The 17,993-nt window shown below is 70.3% G+C and carries 18 protein-coding genes; 7 read left to right on the forward strand and 11 right to left on the reverse strand.

Annotation, left to right across the window (positions count from 1 at the left end):
- Window positions 1-16: 16 nt before the first annotated feature.
- Entirely contained in the window at window positions 17-2,512 is a 2,496-nt protein-coding gene (locus AC07EQ_RS12620; RefSeq protein ID WP_478388115.1) for an FtsK/SpoIIIE family DNA translocase, read from the reverse strand.
- A 119-nt stretch (window positions 2,513-2,631) separates the two neighbouring features.
- On the opposite strand from AC07EQ_RS12620, the gene AC07EQ_RS12625 reads away from it, so the two are divergent.
- Both AC07EQ_RS12625 and AC07EQ_RS12630 read left to right on the forward strand, forming a co-directional pair.
- On the forward strand, window positions 2,632-3,468 hold the full coding sequence (locus AC07EQ_RS12625; RefSeq protein ID WP_478388116.1) for a lysophospholipid acyltransferase family protein: 837 nt from the start codon (window positions 2,632-2,634) through the stop codon (window positions 3,466-3,468).
- A gap of 235 nt (window positions 3,469-3,703) precedes the next feature.
- Window positions 3,704-5,284 (forward strand): alpha/beta hydrolase, encoded by a 1,581-nt coding sequence (locus AC07EQ_RS12630; protein ID WP_478388117.1) that lies wholly within the window; start codon window positions 3,704-3,706, stop codon window positions 5,282-5,284.
- Between the two features lie 125 nt (window positions 5,285-5,409).
- Here the strand turns inward: AC07EQ_RS12630 and AC07EQ_RS12635 are convergent, their stop codons facing one another.
- The 6 genes from AC07EQ_RS12635 to thyX form a co-directional block, all read right to left on the reverse strand.
- A complete protein-coding gene (locus AC07EQ_RS12635) occupies window positions 5,410-5,649 on the reverse strand; it encodes a hypothetical protein (protein ID WP_478388118.1) in 240 nt (79 codons plus the stop codon).
- Window positions 5,650-5,863: 214 nt separating this feature from the next.
- Window positions 5,864-7,588 (reverse strand): ribonuclease J, encoded by a 1,725-nt coding sequence (locus AC07EQ_RS12640; protein ID WP_478388119.1) that lies wholly within the window; start codon window positions 7,586-7,588, stop codon window positions 5,864-5,866.
- Window positions 7,589-7,595: 7 nt separating this feature from the next.
- Entirely contained in the window at window positions 7,596-8,528 is a 933-nt protein-coding gene (dapA, locus tag AC07EQ_RS12645; protein ID WP_478388120.1) for a 4-hydroxy-tetrahydrodipicolinate synthase, read from the reverse strand.
- Window positions 8,529-8,676: 148 nt separating this feature from the next.
- On the reverse strand, window positions 8,677-9,303 hold the full coding sequence (locus AC07EQ_RS12650; protein WP_397529407.1) for a TIGR03085 family metal-binding protein: 627 nt from the start codon (window positions 9,301-9,303) through the stop codon (window positions 8,677-8,679).
- Window positions 9,304-9,347: 44 nt separating this feature from the next.
- Complete coding sequence (locus AC07EQ_RS12655; protein ID WP_478388121.1) at window positions 9,348-10,793, reverse strand: serine/threonine-protein kinase; 1,446 nt, start codon at window positions 10,791-10,793, stop codon at window positions 9,348-9,350.
- 248 nt (window positions 10,794-11,041) lie between these two features.
- Complete coding sequence (gene thyX / locus AC07EQ_RS12660; RefSeq protein WP_358575282.1) at window positions 11,042-11,794, reverse strand: FAD-dependent thymidylate synthase; 753 nt, start codon at window positions 11,792-11,794, stop codon at window positions 11,042-11,044.
- Between the two features lie 163 nt (window positions 11,795-11,957).
- Here thyX and AC07EQ_RS12665 point away from each other — a divergent pair, with 163 nt between their 5' ends.
- Window positions 11,958-12,521, forward strand: coding sequence for a toxin-antitoxin system HicB family antitoxin (locus AC07EQ_RS12665; RefSeq protein WP_358575283.1), 564 nt, complete (start codon window positions 11,958-11,960; stop codon window positions 12,519-12,521).
- A gap of 15 nt (window positions 12,522-12,536) precedes the next feature.
- Window positions 12,537-13,538 carry a DUF4097 family beta strand repeat-containing protein gene (locus AC07EQ_RS12670; RefSeq protein ID WP_478388122.1) on the forward strand — a complete coding sequence of 334 codons (1,002 nt, stop codon included), beginning with the start codon at window positions 12,537-12,539 and terminating at the stop codon, window positions 13,536-13,538.
- Window positions 13,539-13,634: 96 nt separating this feature from the next.
- Here the strand turns inward: AC07EQ_RS12670 and AC07EQ_RS12675 are convergent, their stop codons facing one another.
- Window positions 13,635-14,327: an NADPH-dependent F420 reductase gene (locus tag AC07EQ_RS12675; protein ID WP_478388256.1), complete on the reverse strand. Its 693-nt coding sequence runs from the start codon at window positions 14,325-14,327 to the stop codon at window positions 13,635-13,637.
- Window positions 14,328-14,415: 88 nt separating this feature from the next.
- On the opposite strand from AC07EQ_RS12675, the gene AC07EQ_RS12680 reads away from it, so the two are divergent.
- A complete protein-coding gene (locus AC07EQ_RS12680; RefSeq protein WP_478388123.1) occupies window positions 14,416-14,811 on the forward strand; it encodes a winged helix-turn-helix transcriptional regulator in 396 nt (131 codons plus the stop codon).
- A gap of 45 nt (window positions 14,812-14,856) precedes the next feature.
- Here the strand turns inward: AC07EQ_RS12680 and AC07EQ_RS12685 are convergent, their stop codons facing one another.
- On the reverse strand, window positions 14,857-16,074 hold the full coding sequence (locus tag AC07EQ_RS12685) for a winged helix-turn-helix domain-containing protein (protein ID WP_478388124.1): 1,218 nt from the start codon (window positions 16,072-16,074) through the stop codon (window positions 14,857-14,859).
- 150 nt (window positions 16,075-16,224) lie between these two features.
- On the opposite strand from AC07EQ_RS12685, the gene AC07EQ_RS12690 reads away from it, so the two are divergent.
- Window positions 16,225-16,788, forward strand: coding sequence for an N-acetyltransferase family protein (locus tag AC07EQ_RS12690; protein ID WP_478388125.1), 564 nt, complete (start codon window positions 16,225-16,227; stop codon window positions 16,786-16,788).
- An 84-nt stretch (window positions 16,789-16,872) separates the two neighbouring features.
- The gene (locus tag AC07EQ_RS12695; protein ID WP_478388126.1) at window positions 16,873-17,364 is read left to right on the forward strand and encodes a YqaA family protein; all 492 of its coding nucleotides are present in this window, start codon (window positions 16,873-16,875) and stop codon (window positions 17,362-17,364) included.
- A 124-nt stretch (window positions 17,365-17,488) separates the two neighbouring features.
- Here the strand turns inward: AC07EQ_RS12695 and AC07EQ_RS12700 are convergent, their stop codons facing one another.
- The gene (locus AC07EQ_RS12700) at window positions 17,489-17,722 is read right to left on the reverse strand and encodes a hypothetical protein (RefSeq protein ID WP_478388127.1); all 234 of its coding nucleotides are present in this window, start codon (window positions 17,720-17,722) and stop codon (window positions 17,489-17,491) included.
- A gap of 34 nt (window positions 17,723-17,756) precedes the next feature.
- Window positions 17,757-17,948: a hypothetical protein gene (locus tag AC07EQ_RS12705; protein WP_478388128.1), complete on the reverse strand. Its 192-nt coding sequence runs from the start codon at window positions 17,946-17,948 to the stop codon at window positions 17,757-17,759.
- Window positions 17,949-17,993 lie beyond the last annotated feature (45 nt).

Here is a 17,993-nt window from a genome sequence, read left to right on the forward strand (position 1 = left end):
TGCGGGGACGCCGGAATCACTCGGCATCCGGTGGCGGCCCGCCGCGGATCGAGAACAGCGTGTTCTCCAGCTCGTCCGGCTTGACCAGCACCTCGCGCGCCTTCGAGCCCTCCGACGGCCCGACGACGCCGCGTGATTCCAGCAGGTCCATCAGCCGGCCGGCCTTGGCGAACCCGACCCGCAGCTTGCGCTGCAACATCGAGGTGGAGCCGAACTGGCTGGTCACCACCAGTTCGGTGGCCTGCAGCAGAACGTCGAGGTCGTCACCGATGTCGGAGTCGACTTCCTTCTTCTCGCCCGCCTTCGCCGCCGTGACGCCGTCGGTGTACTCCGGGTCGGCCTGATCCTTGGTGTACGAGACGATGCGGTGGATCTCGTCGTCACCGACGAACGAGCCCTGCACCCGGACCGGCCGGGACGCCCCCATCGGCAGGTACAGCGCATCGCCCATGCCGATCAGCTTCTCGGCACCCGGCTGGTCCAGGATGACCCGCGAGTCGGTCAGCGACGACGTCGCGAACGCCAGCCGCGACGGCACGTTCGTCTTGATCAGGCCCGTCACCACGTCCACCGATGGGCGCTGGGTCGCCAGCACCAGGTGGATGCCGGCGGCCCGCGCCTTCTGGGTGATCCGCACGATGGCGTCCTCGACGTCGCGCGGCGCGGTCATCATCAGGTCGGCGAGCTCGTCGACGATGGCCAGGATGTACGGGTACGGCCGGTACTCGCGCTCGCTGCCCAGCGGCGCGGTGATCTCGCCCGAGGAGACCTTCCGGTTGAAGTCGTCGATGTGGCGCACCCGGTTGGCCTGCATGTCCTGGTAGCGCTGCTCCATCTCCTCCACCAGCCAGGCCAGCGCGGCGGCGGCCTTCTTCGGCTGGGTGATGATGGGCGTGATCAGGTGCGGGATGCCCTCGTACGGCGTCAGCTCCACCATCTTCGGGTCGATCAGGATCATCCTGACCTCCTGCGGCGTGGCCCGCGCGAGCAGCGACACCAGCATCGAGTTGACGAAGCTGGACTTACCGGACCCGGTCGAGCCGGCCACCAGCAGGTGCGGCATCTTCGCCAGGTTCGCGGTGACCATGTGGCCTTCGATGTCCTTGCCCAGCCCCATCACCAGCGGGTGGCTGTCCTTGCCCGCCTCGGCGGAGCGCAGGACGTCGCCCAGCCGCACCATCTCCCGGTCGCTGTTGGGCACCTCGATGCCCACCGCGGACTTGCCCGGGATCGGCGCCAGCAGCCGGACGTTGTCGGTCGCGGCGGCGTAGGCGATGTTCTTGGTCAGCGCGGTGATCTTCTCGACCTTCACGCCGGGGCCGAGCTCGACCTCGTAACGGGTCACGGTCGGCCCCCGGGTGAAGCCGGTGACCTGGGCGTCGATGTTGAACTGCTCCAGCACCGCAGTGATCGCCTCGATCATGGCGTCGTTGGCGCGGCTGCGGCTCTTCGGCGGGTCGCCGTCGGTGAGCACGTCCAGCGGCGGCAACTGGTAGTCGCCTTCGACGCTGCGGCTGATCTGCGGCTTGCTGCTCTTCTTCGGCTTCTCCTCGGCGGCTTCGGCGACCGGCTTGGCGGGCACCGCGGCGGCCTTCGCCTTGGCGGGCTTGGGCTGCTCTTCGGGCACGTCCTCCAGCGACAGCTGCCGGTCCTCTTCGGACATCGCCGCCTGGCGACGGCGGGACGGCCGGCGCAGTTTGACCGAAGCCGGATCGGCCTCCAGCTCCTTGGCGGCGGCAGCCGCCGGGCGGGCCTCCTCGGCCTCCTGCCCGAGACCGCGCAACCGGGCCGCCACCTCGCGCACCGGCGTGCCGGTGAGCACGAGCAGTCCGAACAGCCCGATCAGCACCAGCACCGGCGCCGCGACCCAGCCGGTGAGCCCGTGCGCGAGCGGGCCGCCGGCGACGAAGCCCAGGGCTCCGCCGGCGTTCGCCCAGTTCTCGGGATCGAGCGGGGCGCCGGACACGATGTGCAGGACGCCGAGCGTGGTGAAGATCAGCAGGAACGACCCGATCACCACGCGGGGCCGCGCCTCGGCGCTGGTCTCGGTGCGCATCAGCAGCACGGCGGTGATCAGCAGCACGATCGGCAGCACCACGGCCGCCACGCCGATGACCGAGCGCAGCGCCCAGTCGAACCAGTGCCCGACCGGGCCGCCGGCCTGCCACCAGACGCCGGCGGCGGCGATCACCGCGGTCGCGAGGAAGATCAGCGCCAGCCCGTCGCGCCGGTGCGCGGGGTCGAGTTCCTTGGTCTTGCCCACCGCCCGGACCACGCTCCCGACGCCGCGCGCGATGCCCCCGCCGCCCTTGGAACTCGTCCTGGCGGATCGCTTCGATGCTGGTCTGCGGGGTGCGTGCGTCGATCCGGGGCGGGGCTTGGCGCTCCCGGTGCTCTTCCGCGTGGTGCCCGACCTGCCCGATCCGCCACTCCTGGCGGCGGAGCCGTTACTCTTGGTCGCGCTTTTGCCACGCGACGAGCCCCGTCCCCCGTTCGATGTCCGGCTCGCCATGCCCCACACGGTATCTCCACCCGCCTCGCGCGTCACACCAGCCACGGGAGATCGCAGGTCGACCGTTTTTCGGGCAATCCGCTCCAACCGGCGCAGCGCGCGTGAGATCCTCGACCATCATGGTCGCCCTACCTTCCAGTCCGAACGAGCCGACACGCCGGACCGACCGCGAGAAGCTGTTCCACGACGCGCCGCTGCTGTGGCGCGCGCTGATGCGGGTCGACCGCGCGATCATCGGGCTGACCGGGCGCCTGGAGGTCACCGGCGACGTGCCGGATTCGGTGCGCGGCAAGCCGCTGCTGCTGGCCGCCAACCACATCGGGAACCTCGACGCGCTGGTGCTGATCGCGGCCTGCCGCACCCGCCGCCTCGCGCCGCGCTTCCTCGCCACCGGCGGGCTCTTCGACACGCCGGTGCTGGGCACGGTGCTCCGCACCTGCCGGCACGTCCGCGCCGACCGCGGCAAGAGCACCGCAGGCGAGGCGCTGGGCCGGGTCGTCACGGCGCTGACCAGCGATCACCACCCGGTGCTGATGTACCCGGAGGGCCGCATCACCCTCGAACCGGACATGTGGCCGGAGCGCGGGAAGACGGGCGTGGCCCGGATGGCGCTGGCCTCCGGCGCCACGGTGGTGCCGGTCAGCCAGTGGGGCGCCCACGAGGCGATGTGCTACGGCATGGTCCGCGTCGAGAAGACCGGCGACCTCTGGGTCCTGTTCGCGTCGTGGCTGCGGGCCGTCCGCCGCCGGCCGAAGCTGAAGGTCCACTTCGGAGCGCCGGTGGACCTCAGCGACCTGTCCGCGGACCGGGTCGGCGACGCGACCAGGGCCCGCGACCGCATCATGCGGGCCATCGCAACCGGCATGGTGCCGCTGCGAGAGGGAGAGCTCGGAGCGCCCCACCACTTCGACCCGACGCGCCCGGCCACCGACAAACCCAGCCCCTGGCGCCCGTGATCACGCCGCGCGATCTCCCCTAGCGGCCAGGTGCGCGATGTGGTGCGAAGTCCCGATCGTGATCCAGTCCTGAGACCTCTTGGCCGCGACGTCAAGGCCACGCTCAGCGGGCCGGCGCCGGGAGCACACGGGTAGGCCAATTTTCGCCAACCATGGGGTCCGACCTCGGCTGATCCCGTTAACTGTCCACACTGGTCGCCATCCGGGCGCACCAAACTGGACAGACGGGGCAAACATGAGAAAAGTCGTCACCGCTGCCATGGCAGCCGGTCTGCTGGTCGGTTTGTCGCCTGCCATCGGCTCGGCAACGGCCGCGCCCGGACCGGCCTTCCAGCCCGCACCGGTCCAATGGGGCCAGTGCGAGGACCCGAACCTGCAGAAGGCCGGGGCGGAATGCGGGATGGTCACCGCCCCGATGGACTACGCCGATCCGGCGGGCGAGCAGGTCTCGCTCGCGGTCTCGCGGATCAAGCACACCGTGCCCGACGACCAGTACCAGGGCGTCATGCTGGTCAACCCGGGCGGACCGGGCGGATCCGGACTGACCCTGTCGATGCTCGGCGCGTACGTGCCGAAGGGCGCCGGCGCCGCCTACGACTGGATCGGGTTCGACCCGCGCGGGGTGGGTTCCAGCCGGCCCGCGCTCTCCTGCGACCCGAACTACTTCTCCTACAACCGCCCGCACTACGTGCCGACCGCCCCGGAGCTGGAGAAGGCCTGGCTCGACCGGTCCGAGGGCTACGCGCGGGCGTGCGGGAACAACGGCAAGCTGATCGAGCACATCAAGACCACGGATGTCGTCGAGGACATGGACAGCATCCGGAAGGCACTGGGCGTCGAGCAGATCAACTACTACGGCTTCTCGTACGGCACCTACCTCGGCCAGGTCTACGGCACCCTGCACCCCGAGCGGATGCGCCGGGTCGTGATGGACGGCGTCGTGAACGTCGACGACGTCTGGTACGACGCGAACCTGAACCAGGACGTGGCCTTCGACCGCAACATCAAGATCTTCTTCGACTGGATCGCGAAGAACGACGCCACCTACCACCTGGGCACCACCGGCGCCGACGTGGAAAAGCTCTACTACGAGCAGCTCGCCAAGCTCGACCAGCAGCCGGCCGGTGACGTGATCGGCTCCGACGAGTGGACCGACCTGTTCCTGAACGCGGGCTACTCGCAGGCGACCTGGGACCGCCGCGCCAAGGCGTTCTCGGGCTGGGTGCACAACGGCGACTGGGAGTCGTTGAAGAAGGTCTACGACGGCGCCAACCCGCCCGGCGACGACAACGGCTTCGCGGTCTACCTGGCGGTGCAGTGCACCGACGTGAAGTGGCCGCAGAGCTGGCAGCAGTGGAGCAAGGACAACTGGGAGGTGTACGCGAAGGCGCCGTTCGAGACGTGGGCCAACGCCTGGTACAATGCACCGTGCCGCTCGTGGCCGGCGAAGCCGGGCAAGCCGGTCGAGGTCGACGGCAGCAAGGTCACCGACGCGCTGTTGATCAGCGAGGAACTGGACGCCGCGACCCCGTTCCCCGGCGCGCTGGAAGCCCGCAAGCGCTTCCCGAACGCCAGCCTGATCAGCCTGCCCGGCGGCACCACGCACTCGGGCTCGCTCGGCGGAAACGCCTGCCTGGACGACCAGATCGCCGACTACCTGGCCACCGGCAAGCTGCCGGCCCGCAAGCCGGGTGAAGGTCCGGACACCACGTGCGAGCCACTTCCGCAACCGACCCCGGAAGGCGTGGGCGCGCTGAAGGTCCGCCCGCAACAACCCGCGGTCCTGCAAGAAGCCCTGCAAGCCAACTGGCACTGACTACCCGCTGAAGGGCCGGCCTCCACACGGCGACCGGCCCTGCAGCGTCGGTGCCCGGGAACAAAGCGAAGTGCCGGCCTCCGCGAAGGAGGCCGGCACTTTTTCCTAGGTGACGAGGTCGTGCGTCAGTGGTCCAGGATCGGCGCGTTGACGCAGTTGTTGATCTGCGGAGACGCGAAGGGCACCACGATGGCGAGGACGCCGACGTTGTTGCCGCACGCCTGGATCGGCAGCACGCTGACGTTGTTGTCGTTCAGCACGTTGATCCCGTCGTTGCCGTAGCTGTCGGCGAACGCTGGGGAACCGATCGCCAGCATTGCGGCCGCGGCAGTAGCAGCGCCGAAGAGTCGAGCGGAAGTACGCACTTCAGACCCCAATCTCCTGTTGGTGATTCCTCCGGTCCAGGAGTCCGAATGCGCCCCGAACCGGCGAGACCCACCCTCGCAGTGGATCTCCAGGCAGGCCCGCCGTGTGCTCCCAACGGATTCCGCAGATCACCCACTGGAGATCCCGGCCACCGACAGCGATCAACAATAGTCGGCAAAACGGACTAATGAGCCACTCGACCAGGTGATCGGTTCAGGATCCGACGGGGAGCACGTTCGGCACGATCATCGGCCGCCGGCGGTAGGTCTCGGCCACCCACCGCCCGACCACCCGGCGCACCGCCTGGGCGATCCGGTGGGTGTCGGTGATGCCCTCCGCCTCGGTGCGGGCCAGCTCCATCTCGACCAGCGGCACCACGTCGTCCAGCGCCTTCGGATCGTCGGAGAAGCCGCGACCGGAGATGGTCGGGGACGACACCGCCCGGCCGGTCGACGCCTCCACCGCGACCGTGATGGCGATGAACCCGCCCTCGCCCAGCACCAGCCGGTCGGAGAGCGTGGACTCGCCCACGTCACCGACGGACAGGCCGTCGACGTAGACGTGCCCCACCTCTACCCGGCCGGCGATCGCGGCGATGCCGTCCACCAGGTCGACCACGACGCCGTCCTCGGCGATCACCACGCGATCCGCCGGCACCCCGGTCAACCGCGCCAGCTCGGCGTTCGCCCGCAGGTGCCGCCACTCGCCGTGCACCGGCATGACGTTGCTCGGCCGCACCGCGTTGTAGAGGTACAGCAGCTCACCGGCCGAGGCGTGCCCCGACACGTGCACCTTCGCGTGGCCTTGGTGCACCACATTGGCACCCAACCGGACCAGGCCGTTGACCACGCCGAACACCGCGGTCTCGTTGCCGGGGATCAGCGAGCTCGCCAGTACCACGGTGTCGCCGGCGCGGATGTGGATCTGCTTGTGCTCGCCGCGCGCCATCCGGGACAGCGCCGAAAGCGGCTCGCCCTGCGATCCGGTCGAGACGAACGCCACCAGGTGCTCGGGCATCGCCAGCGCCTCGTCGAGGTCGACCAGCAGCCCGTCCGGCACGCGCAGCATGCCCAGATCGTTCGCGATGCCCATGTTGCGCACCATCGAACGACCGACGAAGCACACCTTGCGGCCGTGCGTCTCGGCCACGTCCAGCACCTGCTGCACGCGGTGCACGTGGCTGGCGAAGCACGCCACGATCACGCGCTGGGTGGCCTTGCCGATCACCCGGTCCAGGACCGGCCCGATCTCGCGTTCGGGCGTGACGAACCCGGGCACCTCGGCGTTGGTGGAGTCCACCAGGAACAGGTCCACGCCCTCGTCGCCGAGCCGGGAGAAGCCGGCGAGGTCGGTCAGCCGGTTGTCCAGCGGCAGCTGGTCGAGCTTGATGTCACCGGTGTGCAGCACGACCCCGGCCGGGGTCCGGATGGCGACCGCCAGCGCGTCCGGGATCGAGTGGTTGACCGCGAAGAACTCCAGCTCGAAGGCGCCGTGCTTGCTGCGCTGCCCCTCGGCCACCTCCACCAGCACCGGGTCCAGCCGGTGCTCGCGGCACTTGGCCGCCAGCAGGGCGAGGGTGAACTTCGACCCCACCACCGGCAGGTCCGGCCGCAGCCGCAGCAGGAACGGCACCGCCCCGATGTGGTCCTCGTGCCCGTGCGTGAGCACCAGCGCGTCGATGTCGTCCAGCCGGTTCTCGATCGCGGCGAAGTCCGGCAGGATCAGGTCCACGCCCGGCGCGTCGTCCTCGGGGAACAGCACACCGCAGTCGACGATCAGCAGCCGTCCCGCGTGCTCGAACACGGTCATGTTCCGGCCGACCTCGCCGATGCCGCCGAGCGCTACGATGCGCAGCCCACCGTCGGCCAGCGGGGGTGGTGGGGCCGACGATGTCGGCGTCACCGGGTGGTACTCGGTGGCTGTCGCCTTTGCGCTCAACGCTGGTTCACCTCTGTGCGGCGTCCGGATTGACCAGTACCAGGCCAGCATCCCACAGGTCGCTGGTGATCAACCGCACCTGCTCCTCGGTAGCCGCGGGCAGCGGCAGCCGCGGCTGCCCGGTCTCGTAGCCGCACAACCGGAGCGCCGTCTTCGAGAAGATCACCCCGCCGACGAAGTTCATCGACCGGTACACCGGCAGAAGTCCATTGTGGACCTCCCGGGCGCCGGCGATGTCGCCCGCCTCGTAGGCGTCCAGCATCTTGCGCAGCCGGTCCCCGACCACGTGGCCGATCACGCTGACGAAGCCGACCGCGCCGACCGACAGCCAGGGCAGGTTGAGCGGGTCCTCGCCCGAGTAGTAGGCGAGGTCGGTGCTGGCCAGCACCTCGCTACCGGCCAGCAGGTCGTGCTTGGAGTCCTTGACCGCCAGGATCCGCGGGTGCTCCGCCAGCCGCTTCAGCGTGTCGACCTGGATCGGCACGATGGAGCGCGGCGGGATGTCGTAGAGCATGACCGGCAGCTCGGTGGCGTCGGCGACCGTCCAGAAGTGCTGGAACAGCCCTTCCTGCGGCGGGCGCGAGTAGTACGGCGTCACGACCAGCAGGCCATGCGCACCGGCGTGCTCAGCGGCGCGCGCGAGCTCGACCGAGTGCTCGGTGTTGTTGGTGCCGACACCGGCCACCACGGTCGCGCGGTCGCCCACCGCCTCGACCACGGCGCGCAGCAACTGCTGCTTCTCGTGGTCGCTGGTCGTGGGGCTCTCGCCGGTGGTGCCGTTGACGACCAAGCCGTCGTTGCCGACGCTGTCGACCAGGTACGTGGCGAGCTCCTGCGCCAGCGTCAGGTCGAGCTTTCCGTCTTCGTCGAACGGCGTGACCATGGCGGTCAGGACGCGGCCGAACGGGCGGCCCGGACTGGCAGTGGGGCAGACGGTCATGGCCCTGACGCTACCTGGTGAGTTCCCTGTTCAGAGCGGCCGGATCGGCCTCAGGTCACATTCGGGAAACCCGGCGTCCGCAGGCCCGGGAACGCCGTGTTTCTTCCGGTCCGGCCGCCGCCGCGCGAGCGAGTTTCCGTCCCACGCGTCAAAAAGACCGGCGCAGATCCTCGACCGCGAGCACGTCGGCCTCGTTGCCCTCGGACGTGACCTTCGCTGCACGACGGCTGAAGGCGTGCAGGATCAGCTCGCTGGGCTCGCCGACGAAGCGCACCGTGCGCGGACCGCGCTTGGCCGCGATCTCGGTGCCGTCCGGGCGCCGCAGCACCACGCCCACCGGGCTGCGCCCGTAGAACATCTTCGCGACGCGGGTCAGCGACTTCCACAGCGCTTCCTCGCGCTCCGGGTCGGACGGGCGCGGCTGCCAATCCGGCTGAGCCCGTCGGACGTCCTCGTGGTGCACGAAGAACTCGGCGGCGTTGACCGCCTCGTCCACGCCGGAGAAGCCGAGCGGGTTCCACTTCGGCGGCCCCTGCCGGATCTGGTCGATCAACTCCGGCCAGGACAGCGCGCGCAGCTCGTTCTGAATGCGCTCGCTGCGATCGACGAGCGCCTTCACGAACTTGCCCGCCACCGCGTCCGGCCGCCGTTCGCGCACCACGAGGTGCACCGCGAGGTCCTTGGTACTCCACCCGGCGCACAGCGTCGGCGCGTCCGGGCCGAGCCGCTCGAACAGGTCGCACAACTGCTGACGCTCATCGCTGGCCACACCCATGCGCCCACTCTAGCCACCGCCGATGCTCGGGGTGGCGCGAGAGATCACTTCGTCGCGGAAGTCTGCAGCTTGTCGCCGGACGCGCTGTAGAGGGCGCAGTAGATGCTCTGCGAGCCGGTCTTCCGGTCGCCCTCGGACTGGCGGTGCGCGTTCCAGGACTCTTCCGAGGGGACGAGCGTGACGTAGCGCAACGTGGTCTGCTTGCCCGGGGCTACGACCTTGTCCGAGGCGAAGTACATCGAGCAGTAGCCCTCGCCGTATGCGGCCAGCACGTCCTCGCCGGGGTAGGCCGTGTCGTAGCCGCTGGAGCTGAACGCGGAGCCCGACGCGTAGAACTCGAAGTCGTGCGGGTCGGAGCAGGACGTCGTGTTGTTGATGGGCTTGCCCGCGGTGATCTTCCCGGTGCCGCAGTCCTTGGCGTCCGGGTCGAAACCGGCGACGTCGCCGTCTTCGCCGAACACCAGGGTCGAATCCATCGCGGCCGGCGCACCTCCGCCGACCAGCGCGAACCGCCCGACCAGGAGCCCGGCGACGAACAGCACGACGGTGGCGACGGCGGCAGCGATCAGCCACGGGCCCTTGGACCGCTTCGGCTTCGGCGCCCCCGGGGCGACCCGGGTGGGGCTGCCGACCGGCAAGGTCTGGTCCGGGTTACCGCCGTTGGCGGGAGCGCTGTCCAGCAGCGCCCGGGTCTGCGGGCCGGTGAACCGCGCCCGCGGATCGGCGATCAGCAGCCCGGTGATCACCGAGCCGATCATGCCGTGCGAACCGGACAGGCGGGGCTGCTCGTTGAGCACCGCGTGCAGCGTGGCGGCCGTCGTCTGCCGCTCGAACGGAATCCAGCCCTCGACCGCGAAGAACAGCGTCGCGCCCAGCGACCACAGGTCGCTGGCCGGCGAGGCGTCCGCGCCCTTGATCCGCTCCGGCGCCATGAACGACGGCGAACCGACGATCGCGCCGCTGCTGGTCAGCCGCGGGTCGTCCAGGGTCTGGGCGATCCCGAAGTCGGCCAGCTTCACCCGGCCGTCGGCGACCATGATGTTGCTCGGCTTCACGTCGCGGTGCACGATCCCGGCCGCGTGCGCGGTCTCCAGCGCGGAGAGCACCTGGCGGGTCAGGTCCACGGCCTGCTCGTCGCGCAGGGGACCCCACTGCGCGACGTAGTCGCTGAGGGTGACCGCCTGCACCAGCTCCATCACGATGTACGTGACGCCGGACTCCGCCAGCACGTCGTGCACCGTGACCACCGCCGGGTCGTTCAGCCGTCCCGCGGTGCGCGCCTCGCGGAGCACCCGCTCCTCGAAGACCTGCCGCTCGGCCGGCGGCACGCCGTCGGGCAGGTGCAGTTCCTTGATCGCGACCTCGCGGCCGATGACCTGGTCCCAGGCACGCCAGACGATCCCCATGCCGCCGCGTCCGAGCTCCTGGACGACCTGGTACCGACCGCCGATCACCCGGGCCTGCTGCCCTGGCCCGACCTGCTCAACCACTGCGCCGTCCTCCACCGAAGTCCTCGCGCGCGACCACGCAGCGCAAACGTTCCCGCCTCGCCGTTCATCCAATCAGATGAGCCGGATCGGTCCTTTGACTGTGCGACGGACCGATCGGTTCCCTGCCAGGCCCCGCGATGAGGAGCCCGCCGGGGCGGGACCGCTGCCGGCTGCCCGGGATGCGCGGACGGCCGGCACCCGAGGCGGGAGCCGGCCGTCCGATTCGCGAAAACCTGGGCGAACCCGGTTCAGCCCTCGGTGACGAACGGGCTGGACGCGATCTCGGTGCCGTCCTTCAGCGTGGTGATCTCGAAGTCGCTGAACACGTTCGGCACGGCCTTCTGCAGCTGCCGCAGGCACTCGATGGCGAGGGCGCGGATCTCGACGTCGGCCTGCTCGGAGGCGCGCATCGCCACGAAGTGCCGCCACGCCCGGTAGTTGCCGGTCACCACGATCCGCGTCTCGGTCGCGTTGGGCAGCACCGCGCGGGCCGCCTGCCGCGCCTGCTTGCGGCGCAGCGTCGCCTTCGGCTCGTCGGCGAACTTCTCCTCGAGCGCGGCGAGCAGCTCGGTGTACGCGGCGACGCTCGCCTCGGTGGCCTGCACGAACTTCTCGTGCAGCTCCGGGTCCCCGGCGATGACGTCGGGCTCGACCATCGCGGCGTCGCGCTCCGGCACGTACCGCTGCGACAGCTGCGAGTAGGAGAAGTGCCGGTGCCGGATCAGCTCGTGGGTCAGCGAGCGCGACATCCCCGACAGGTAGAAGGACACGGAGCCGTGCTCCAGCACGGACAGGTGGCCGACCTCGAGGATGTGCTTCAGGTAGCCGGCGTTGGTGGCGGTGGCCGGGTTCGGCTTGCGCCACGACTGGTAGCACGCGCGACCGGCGAACTCCGCGAGCGCCTGCCCGCCGTCGGCGTCGGTCGACCAGGGCACGTCCTCCGGCGGGAAGAACTCGGTCTTGCCGATCAGCTGCACTTTCGGCCGCACGATCTCGGTCACGACGGGCGGGCCCCTTTCCTGCTCTGGACGGCGGTCGACGACCGCCGTTTGCGACTCCCCATGTGTGCATCGAGCGTAACCGGCGGTCCCGACAAGATCCCATGACGCCAGATGACACCATCAGGTCATTGCATGACGCCATCGATGAAGTCATAGTGGTGTCATGGATCTGAGCCCTTACATCGAGCAGCTTCGCGAGGACCTGAGCTCCGCCGCCTCCGCCGGGGACGACCAGACCCGGCAGACCGCGGCGGTGCTGTCCGGCGCGATCGAGCCGGCCGCACGGCTGGCGATCATGAACGCACTGTCCGACCTGGCAGCGGAGGTGACGACCCTGCTGGACGGCCAGGTCGTCGACATCCGCCTCGACGGCCGCGACGTCCGAGTGGTGGTCAGCGGCGACACCGCACCACCCACGGTGGAGGACGAGGCCGAGCCACCGCCACCACCGCCGAGCGGCGACAGCGGTGACATCAGCCGCATCACGCTCCGCCTGATGGAGGAGATCAAGTCGCAGGCCGAACAGGCCGCGTCGAGCCAGGGCGTGTCGTTGAACACCTGGGTCGCGCAGGCGGTTCAGGGTGCGCTGCACACCGGGCGGCCGCGCGGCCCGTGGGACCACCCGCGGCACGGTCGCGGCCGACCATGGGGACCGCCCGGCGGCGGCCCGCGCGGGCGGTGGCGCGGCGAGCCCGGCTCGCGGGTGCGCGGCTGGGTCGAAGGCTGAGAGGAGGGGATCGCGATGACGAACGACGAGACAACGGGCGGCGGCCCGGCCGAGCCCGCCGACCGGCCGGACGCGGAGGAGCGGTCGAGCGCTGAGGAGCGGTTGGCCGAGCTGGTGCGCAGCCAGGACTTCGACACCGCCGGGCCGATTCGCATCGACGTCGGAAACAGCCTGGGGCCGGTCGTGATCGAGTTGGCCGAAACCGCGACGACCCACGTCGAGGTCCGGCACGATGCAGCCGCCAGCGGGCCGGACTGGCGCGGTGGCCTGACCGGGTTGCTGAGCTGGGTCACCGAGCAGTTCAGCGAGGCCGGCATCCGCACCGGTGGCGAGGCCGAACGCGGGCGCGGGGCGCAGGAGCCGATCTCCGAGGCCGTGCGGCGGACGCGGATCGACCTCACCGGCAACCGGCTCGCCATCCGGACCCCGGCCAACGCCCCGCTGCGCAACGTCCCGCTGGTGGTCAAGGTTCGCGCCCCGCTGGACTCGGAGGTCGGGGTGCACTCCAGCTCCGGCGAGATCAGCGTGACCGGCACGGCCGGGCGGATCAACGTTCAGGCCGGTTCCGGCACGGTGTCGATCGAGCGGGCGTCGGATCGGGCCACGATCCGGTCCGGTTCCGGCCAGCTCCGGCTGGGCACGATGGCCGGCGGCGTGCATGCGCGCAGCGGCAGCGGCGACGTCGAGATCGCCGTGATCGAGACGGCGTCGTCGGTGGCCACTGGAAGCGGGAACGTGTGGCTCGGCACCGTGTCCGGTGATGTGCTGGTGCGTTCCGGCAGCGGCGACCTGACGGTCGCGGACGCGACCGCCGGGCAGGTCGAGCTGATCACCGGCTCCGGTGAGTTGCAGGTGTCCGTCCACCGCGGAAGCTCCGCGGAGGTGGACCTCACCTCGTCCACCGGCACGGCGAGCAGCGACCTGGTGGTCTCCGAAGTACCTCCCGAGAAGGAACCGAAGCTGCAGATCTTCGGCCGCACAGGAACGGGTGATGCCGTGTTGACGACAGCCACGTGAAACGTGGAAGGCCTGGTGCGAGCGCCGAACGGCGTCGATGGATCGGCCGCGCGACGACCGATCCATCGACGCGGCCGGGATCGTGGCCGCGGGTGGTCAGCCGCCGGTGCCGTACTTCTGCGGAGGCAGCATCGCCTGCGCATCGACGCCGCGGAACCACAAGCCGATCATGAACGCGGTGGTGGCTTCCAGCAGCGACGCTCGTTCCAGCGGACCTCCGTCGGCCGGTACGCAGCCGATGTCGGTCACCAACGACCGAACGGTGGCGATCGCCTCGGCGTCGTCCCCGCACAGCGGAACGACCAGCGGTCGGCCGTCGAAAACCGGTGGGATCGAACGCCAGACGGATTCGTGACAGGTGTTGAAGGCCTTGACGACGTGCGCCCCGACCGCCTGGTCGGCGATCCGTTCGGCCATCGAGGTTCCGGCGGGGAGGTCGAGGGTGAAGCGACCGGGGACGACGGCGTTCGTGCAGTCGATCAACACCTTGCCCCGCATGGTGCCGACCTCGGCTCCGGCGGCGGTGAGCACGTCGGCGACCGCCGAGTGCAGCACGGCGACGAGGACGACATCACCGAACTCCGCGGCTTCCGCGAAGGTTCCGCTCCGCGCCGACGGCCCGAGCCGCTCCGCCAGTGCTCTTGCCTTGGCCGGGTCGCGACCGCTCACCATCACGTGGTGACCGCCTCGCGTCCACTGTGTACCGAGTGCGTCGGCCATGCTCCCGGCGCCCAGAATCCCGATTCGCACAGGTATCTTCTCGCTTTCGTCCGAGTTCTCCGGTGGGATGCCGGTCCGACGCTAAGCGGCCCGATGGCTACCAATCGGTGTGTTACGGCCGGGCAGGATGAGGTTCCAGGCAGGTGAGGAGAGTCCCATGACCGAGATGTCCGAGGTGTTGCCCGCGAGCAGCGAGTTCCTCGCCGACTGCCGGGCGCGGTTGGCGTTCGACCTGCTGTCCAACACGTGGAATCCGGTGGTCGTCTGGGCGCTCCGCAAGGGGCCGTTGCGTCCGATCGATCTGCGGCGGCAGATCGGTGGCATCCGCACCAAGGTGCTTTCCGAGACGCTGCGCCGGCTCCAGTACAACGGCCTGGTCGACCGGTGCACCTACCGGGAGGCTCCGCCTCGGGTCGAGTACCGGCTGACCGAGCTGGGCGAGAGCCTGCTGGGCCCGATCGGGATGCTCGGCGAATGGGGATTCCGCCACGGCGACGAAGTCATGGCGGCGCAAGAAGAACACGACCGCGCGGACGGCACCTGCGCGAGCTGAACACGGGCGGTCCGCACGGTCACCGCTCTCGGCGGGCTTCCGCGATCAGCGGCTGGCTGCGCGGAGCGGCTTGGCCAGGTCTCCCCTGGCGCCGACCACGACGTCGTCGAGGCCGAGCCAGGACGCCATGTCGCGCAACGCGGCGGCCAGCTCCGGCACGACCTCGCCCGAATCGTGGCCGGTTTCAAGGAACGCGCCCGGTACCCGCAGTACGCCGGCGGCGCGGTCGGCCTTCAGGTCGACGCGGGCCACCAGTTCACCGTTGAGGAGGAAGGGGAAAACGTAGTAGCCGAACTGCCGCTTGGGCTCGGGCACGTAGATCTCGATGCGGTAGCGGAACTCGAAAAGCCTTTCGGCGCGGGAACGTTCCCAGATCAGCGGGTCGAACGGGCAGAGCAGCGCACGGCCGGTGACCTTCCTCGGGATGCGGGCCGCGGTGTAGCGGTACGCGGGCTGCCGCCAGCCCTGCACCACGACCGGCTCCAGCACGCCGTCCTCCACCAGCTCGGCCACGGCCTGCTGGGACTGCGCGGGCGAAAGCCGGTAGTAGTCGCGCAGATCCGGTTCGGTGGCGACGCCGAGCGCGTGCGCGGACCGCTCCACCAGCGCGCGAATCGCCTCGTCGTCCTCTGGTTCGTGCGCGAGGACATCCGCTGGCAGCACGCGTTCGGGAAGGTCGTAGAGCCGCTCGAAGCCGCGCCGGGTGCCAGTGGTCAGCTCGCCCATCGCGAACAGCAGTTCGCAGGCCCGTTTCGTGTCGGTGCGGTTCCACCAGGGCCCTCTCCCCTGGCGTTCGCCGCCGCCGAGCTCGCGTTCCAGGCCACCCGCACCGATCGGCCCGAGTTCCTTCACCGCGGTCAGCACGTCGTCGATCAGCTGGGGCGAGCGTTCCAGCAGCTCGCGGCTGCGCCGTCGCCAAGCCCCGCCGTACTCCCGCATCCGCCACCGCAGCAGCGGCCAGTCCTCGATCGGGATCAGCGACGCTTCGTGCGCCCAGTATTCGACGAGCAGGCGTGGTTGCCGCGACCGGTGCGACCAGGCCGCCGCATCGAGGAGCTCGGCCGCGTAGCCGCCGAGTCGGCTGAACAGCGGCATGTAGTGGGCCCGGACGGCCACGTTGACCGAGTCGAGCTGCAGGAGCTTGGTGCGGGCCAGGGCGCGCTGCAGGTGCCGGCGCGTCACCTCGCCGCGCGGCGGCGGATCGGCGAATCCCTGGGCTGCCAAAGCGAGTCGGCGTGCGGTGTCGCGGCTCATGGTCTGCACCCGCCAGATCGTGCCAGCAACCCCCGACAACCCGATCACCAGCGGCCCGTTCTGCCGCGCCCCGGGCCGGATTCACCCGGAACCGGAAGTCCCGGTACCGGTTGCAGGGCGGCCGGTCCGGTAGCCGGTCGCGCACGTTAGGTTGTCGCCATGGCCGATGCCGATGTGCGGGAAGCTGTGCCGTCCGATGCCGCGGAGATCGCTCGCATCCAGCTGACGACGTGGCGCACCGCCTTCACCGAGCTGCTGCCCGCGGCGGTGCTGGACGAGTTGGACAGCGCGGCGACCGAGCAGGAGTGGCGGCACGCCCTGACCGACGGTCCGGCCGCGGTACTGGTCGCGACGGAAGGCGCGTGGATCGTGGGCTTCTGCGCGGCAGGCCCGGCTCCGGAGGCGGAGGTGGCGGCGGCCAACGGCACCCTGCCTGCCGATGCGGCCACGGTCGCGCTGGTCAGCACGCTGCTGGTGGAGCCGCGCTGGGGACGGCGCGGCCACGGCAGGCGGCTGCTCGGCGCGATGGTGGAGCGGCTCGCCGCAGGCGGGGCCACGCGGGGCATCACGTGGGTGCCGGAGGCGAACACGGCATCGATGGCCTTCTTCCGCAGTGCGGGCTGGGCTCCGGACGGTACGGTACGCACGTTGGACGCCGGCGGCCGTCCGCTGCGGGAATTGCGGTTGTCGGGTCCGATGGAATTGCTGTTCGAAGAACGGTGAACGCCGGCCGGTGCCGTGCTCTCTCGGGCGCGCGGGGTTGCCGGCCACACCGCCTGCTGGGGTCCGAGCTCGCTGGGAGCGATCGTGCTGACCGTGATCGGTTTGCTGTCCACCGCCTTCGGGGTGTCGGTGGCCTCCGCGCTGCTCCCGTTGATCAGCGTCGAGCTGTTCGCGATCGGGCTGGTGCTCAAGGGCCCGGAGATCCCGTGGTGGCTGCTGGCTCTGGTCATCGCCGCCGGTCAGATCGCCGGAAAGCTGCTGCACTACTACGCGGCGCGCGGCTCGATCCGGCTGCCCCGGATGTTCCGGCGAAAGACCGAGCGGGAGCGGAAGGACAGCCGCTGGCGCGAGTGGATGGAGAAGTTCCGGGTGAACTGCCGTCGCCGGCCGGTGTGGACAGGCGCGGTGCTGCTGATCAGCGCGGCCGCGAGCCTGCCGCCGTTCGCCGCGATCGCGGTGATCGCGGGCTGGGCGAAGGTGCCGCTGACCACGTTCCTGGTCACGGGTTTCATCGGGCGCTTCATCCGCTTCGGCGCGCTGGCGATCGCGCCGGGTGTCGTCGTCGGCTGGCTGTGACCGGGCGATCCCGGCGAGGAGCCTCCTGATCTGCATGCGCGGGGCCGTGAGCCCGTTGGGCCGCTGCAGCGACCCGAAGGACTCACGGCCCCGTGACCCGCGACGGCATCCCGAGCACGAAGGCTCAGATCAGGCCGAGGCGATTGGGGACGCCGCTGACCGAGTCGATCAGACCGAAGACCGGCACGCCCAGCGGCGCGAAGGTCCACTTGTTGTTCAGGTCGCCGGTGTCGGGTTCGTCGACGACTGCCACGCCGTCCCCCTGCAGTGCCTCGGCGAGCGCCACCGGGCCGGCGCCGAGCAAGGCGACTCCGGCGAGCAACGAGGCAGCAACGGCACGTTCTGCTGTCCGCTTCATGTTCTTCCTCCTCAATTCGTCTTCGGGTCGTTCCTCAACCGCCGAGCACGTCGAAGACGGGCTGCAGCAGCTGGGTGGGCAACTGGACGGTGGGGCCGAGCACCGCGCCCAGGTCGACGCCGGGCAGCACCCAGATCGGCTCGGCCGTGGCGACGCCGCCGGTCAGCAGGCAGGCGGCCAGCGCGGTCGCGGTCACCGCGGCTAACTTGCGGATGGATGTGGCCATGGGTCCTCCATTTCTCGTTGTTCCACGCGGTTTCCGCGCGGCAGA

The organism is Saccharopolyspora sp. NPDC045839 (genome assembly GCF_056431645.1).

What these genes read in the sequence shown, in the direction of transcription:
- AC07EQ_RS12630 (WP_478388117.1), top strand. Translation starts at nt 3,704, where the DNA reads ATGAGAAAAGTCGTCACCGCTGCCATGGCAGCCGGTCTGCTGGTCGGT.
- AC07EQ_RS12670 (WP_478388122.1), top strand. Translation starts at nt 12,537, where the DNA reads ATGACGAACGACGAGACAACGGGCGGCGGCCCGGCCGAGCCCGCCGAC.
- AC07EQ_RS12690 (WP_478388125.1), top strand. Translation starts at nt 16,225, where the DNA reads ATGGCCGATGCCGATGTGCGGGAAGCTGTGCCGTCCGATGCCGCGGAG.
- AC07EQ_RS12650 (WP_397529407.1), bottom strand. Translation starts at nt 9,303, where the DNA reads ATGGGTGTGGCCAGCGATGAGCGTCAGCAGTTGTGCGACCTGTTCGAG.
- AC07EQ_RS12665 (WP_358575283.1), top strand. Translation starts at nt 11,958, where the DNA reads ATGGATCTGAGCCCTTACATCGAGCAGCTTCGCGAGGACCTGAGCTCC.
- AC07EQ_RS12705 (WP_478388128.1), bottom strand. Translation starts at nt 17,948, where the DNA reads ATGGCCACATCCATCCGCAAGTTAGCCGCGGTGACCGCGACCGCGCTG.
- AC07EQ_RS12680 (WP_478388123.1), top strand. Translation starts at nt 14,416, where the DNA reads ATGACCGAGATGTCCGAGGTGTTGCCCGCGAGCAGCGAGTTCCTCGCC.
- AC07EQ_RS12620 (WP_478388115.1), bottom strand. Translation starts at nt 2,512, where the DNA reads ATGGCGAGCCGGACATCGAACGGGGGACGGGGCTCGTCGCGTGGCAAA.
- dapA (WP_478388120.1), bottom strand. Translation starts at nt 8,528, where the DNA reads ATGACCGTCTGCCCCACTGCCAGTCCGGGCCGCCCGTTCGGCCGCGTC.
- AC07EQ_RS12700 (WP_478388127.1), bottom strand. Translation starts at nt 17,722, where the DNA reads ATGAAGCGGACAGCAGAACGTGCCGTTGCTGCCTCGTTGCTCGCCGGA.
- AC07EQ_RS12625 (WP_478388116.1), top strand. Translation starts at nt 2,632, where the DNA reads ATGGTCGCCCTACCTTCCAGTCCGAACGAGCCGACACGCCGGACCGAC.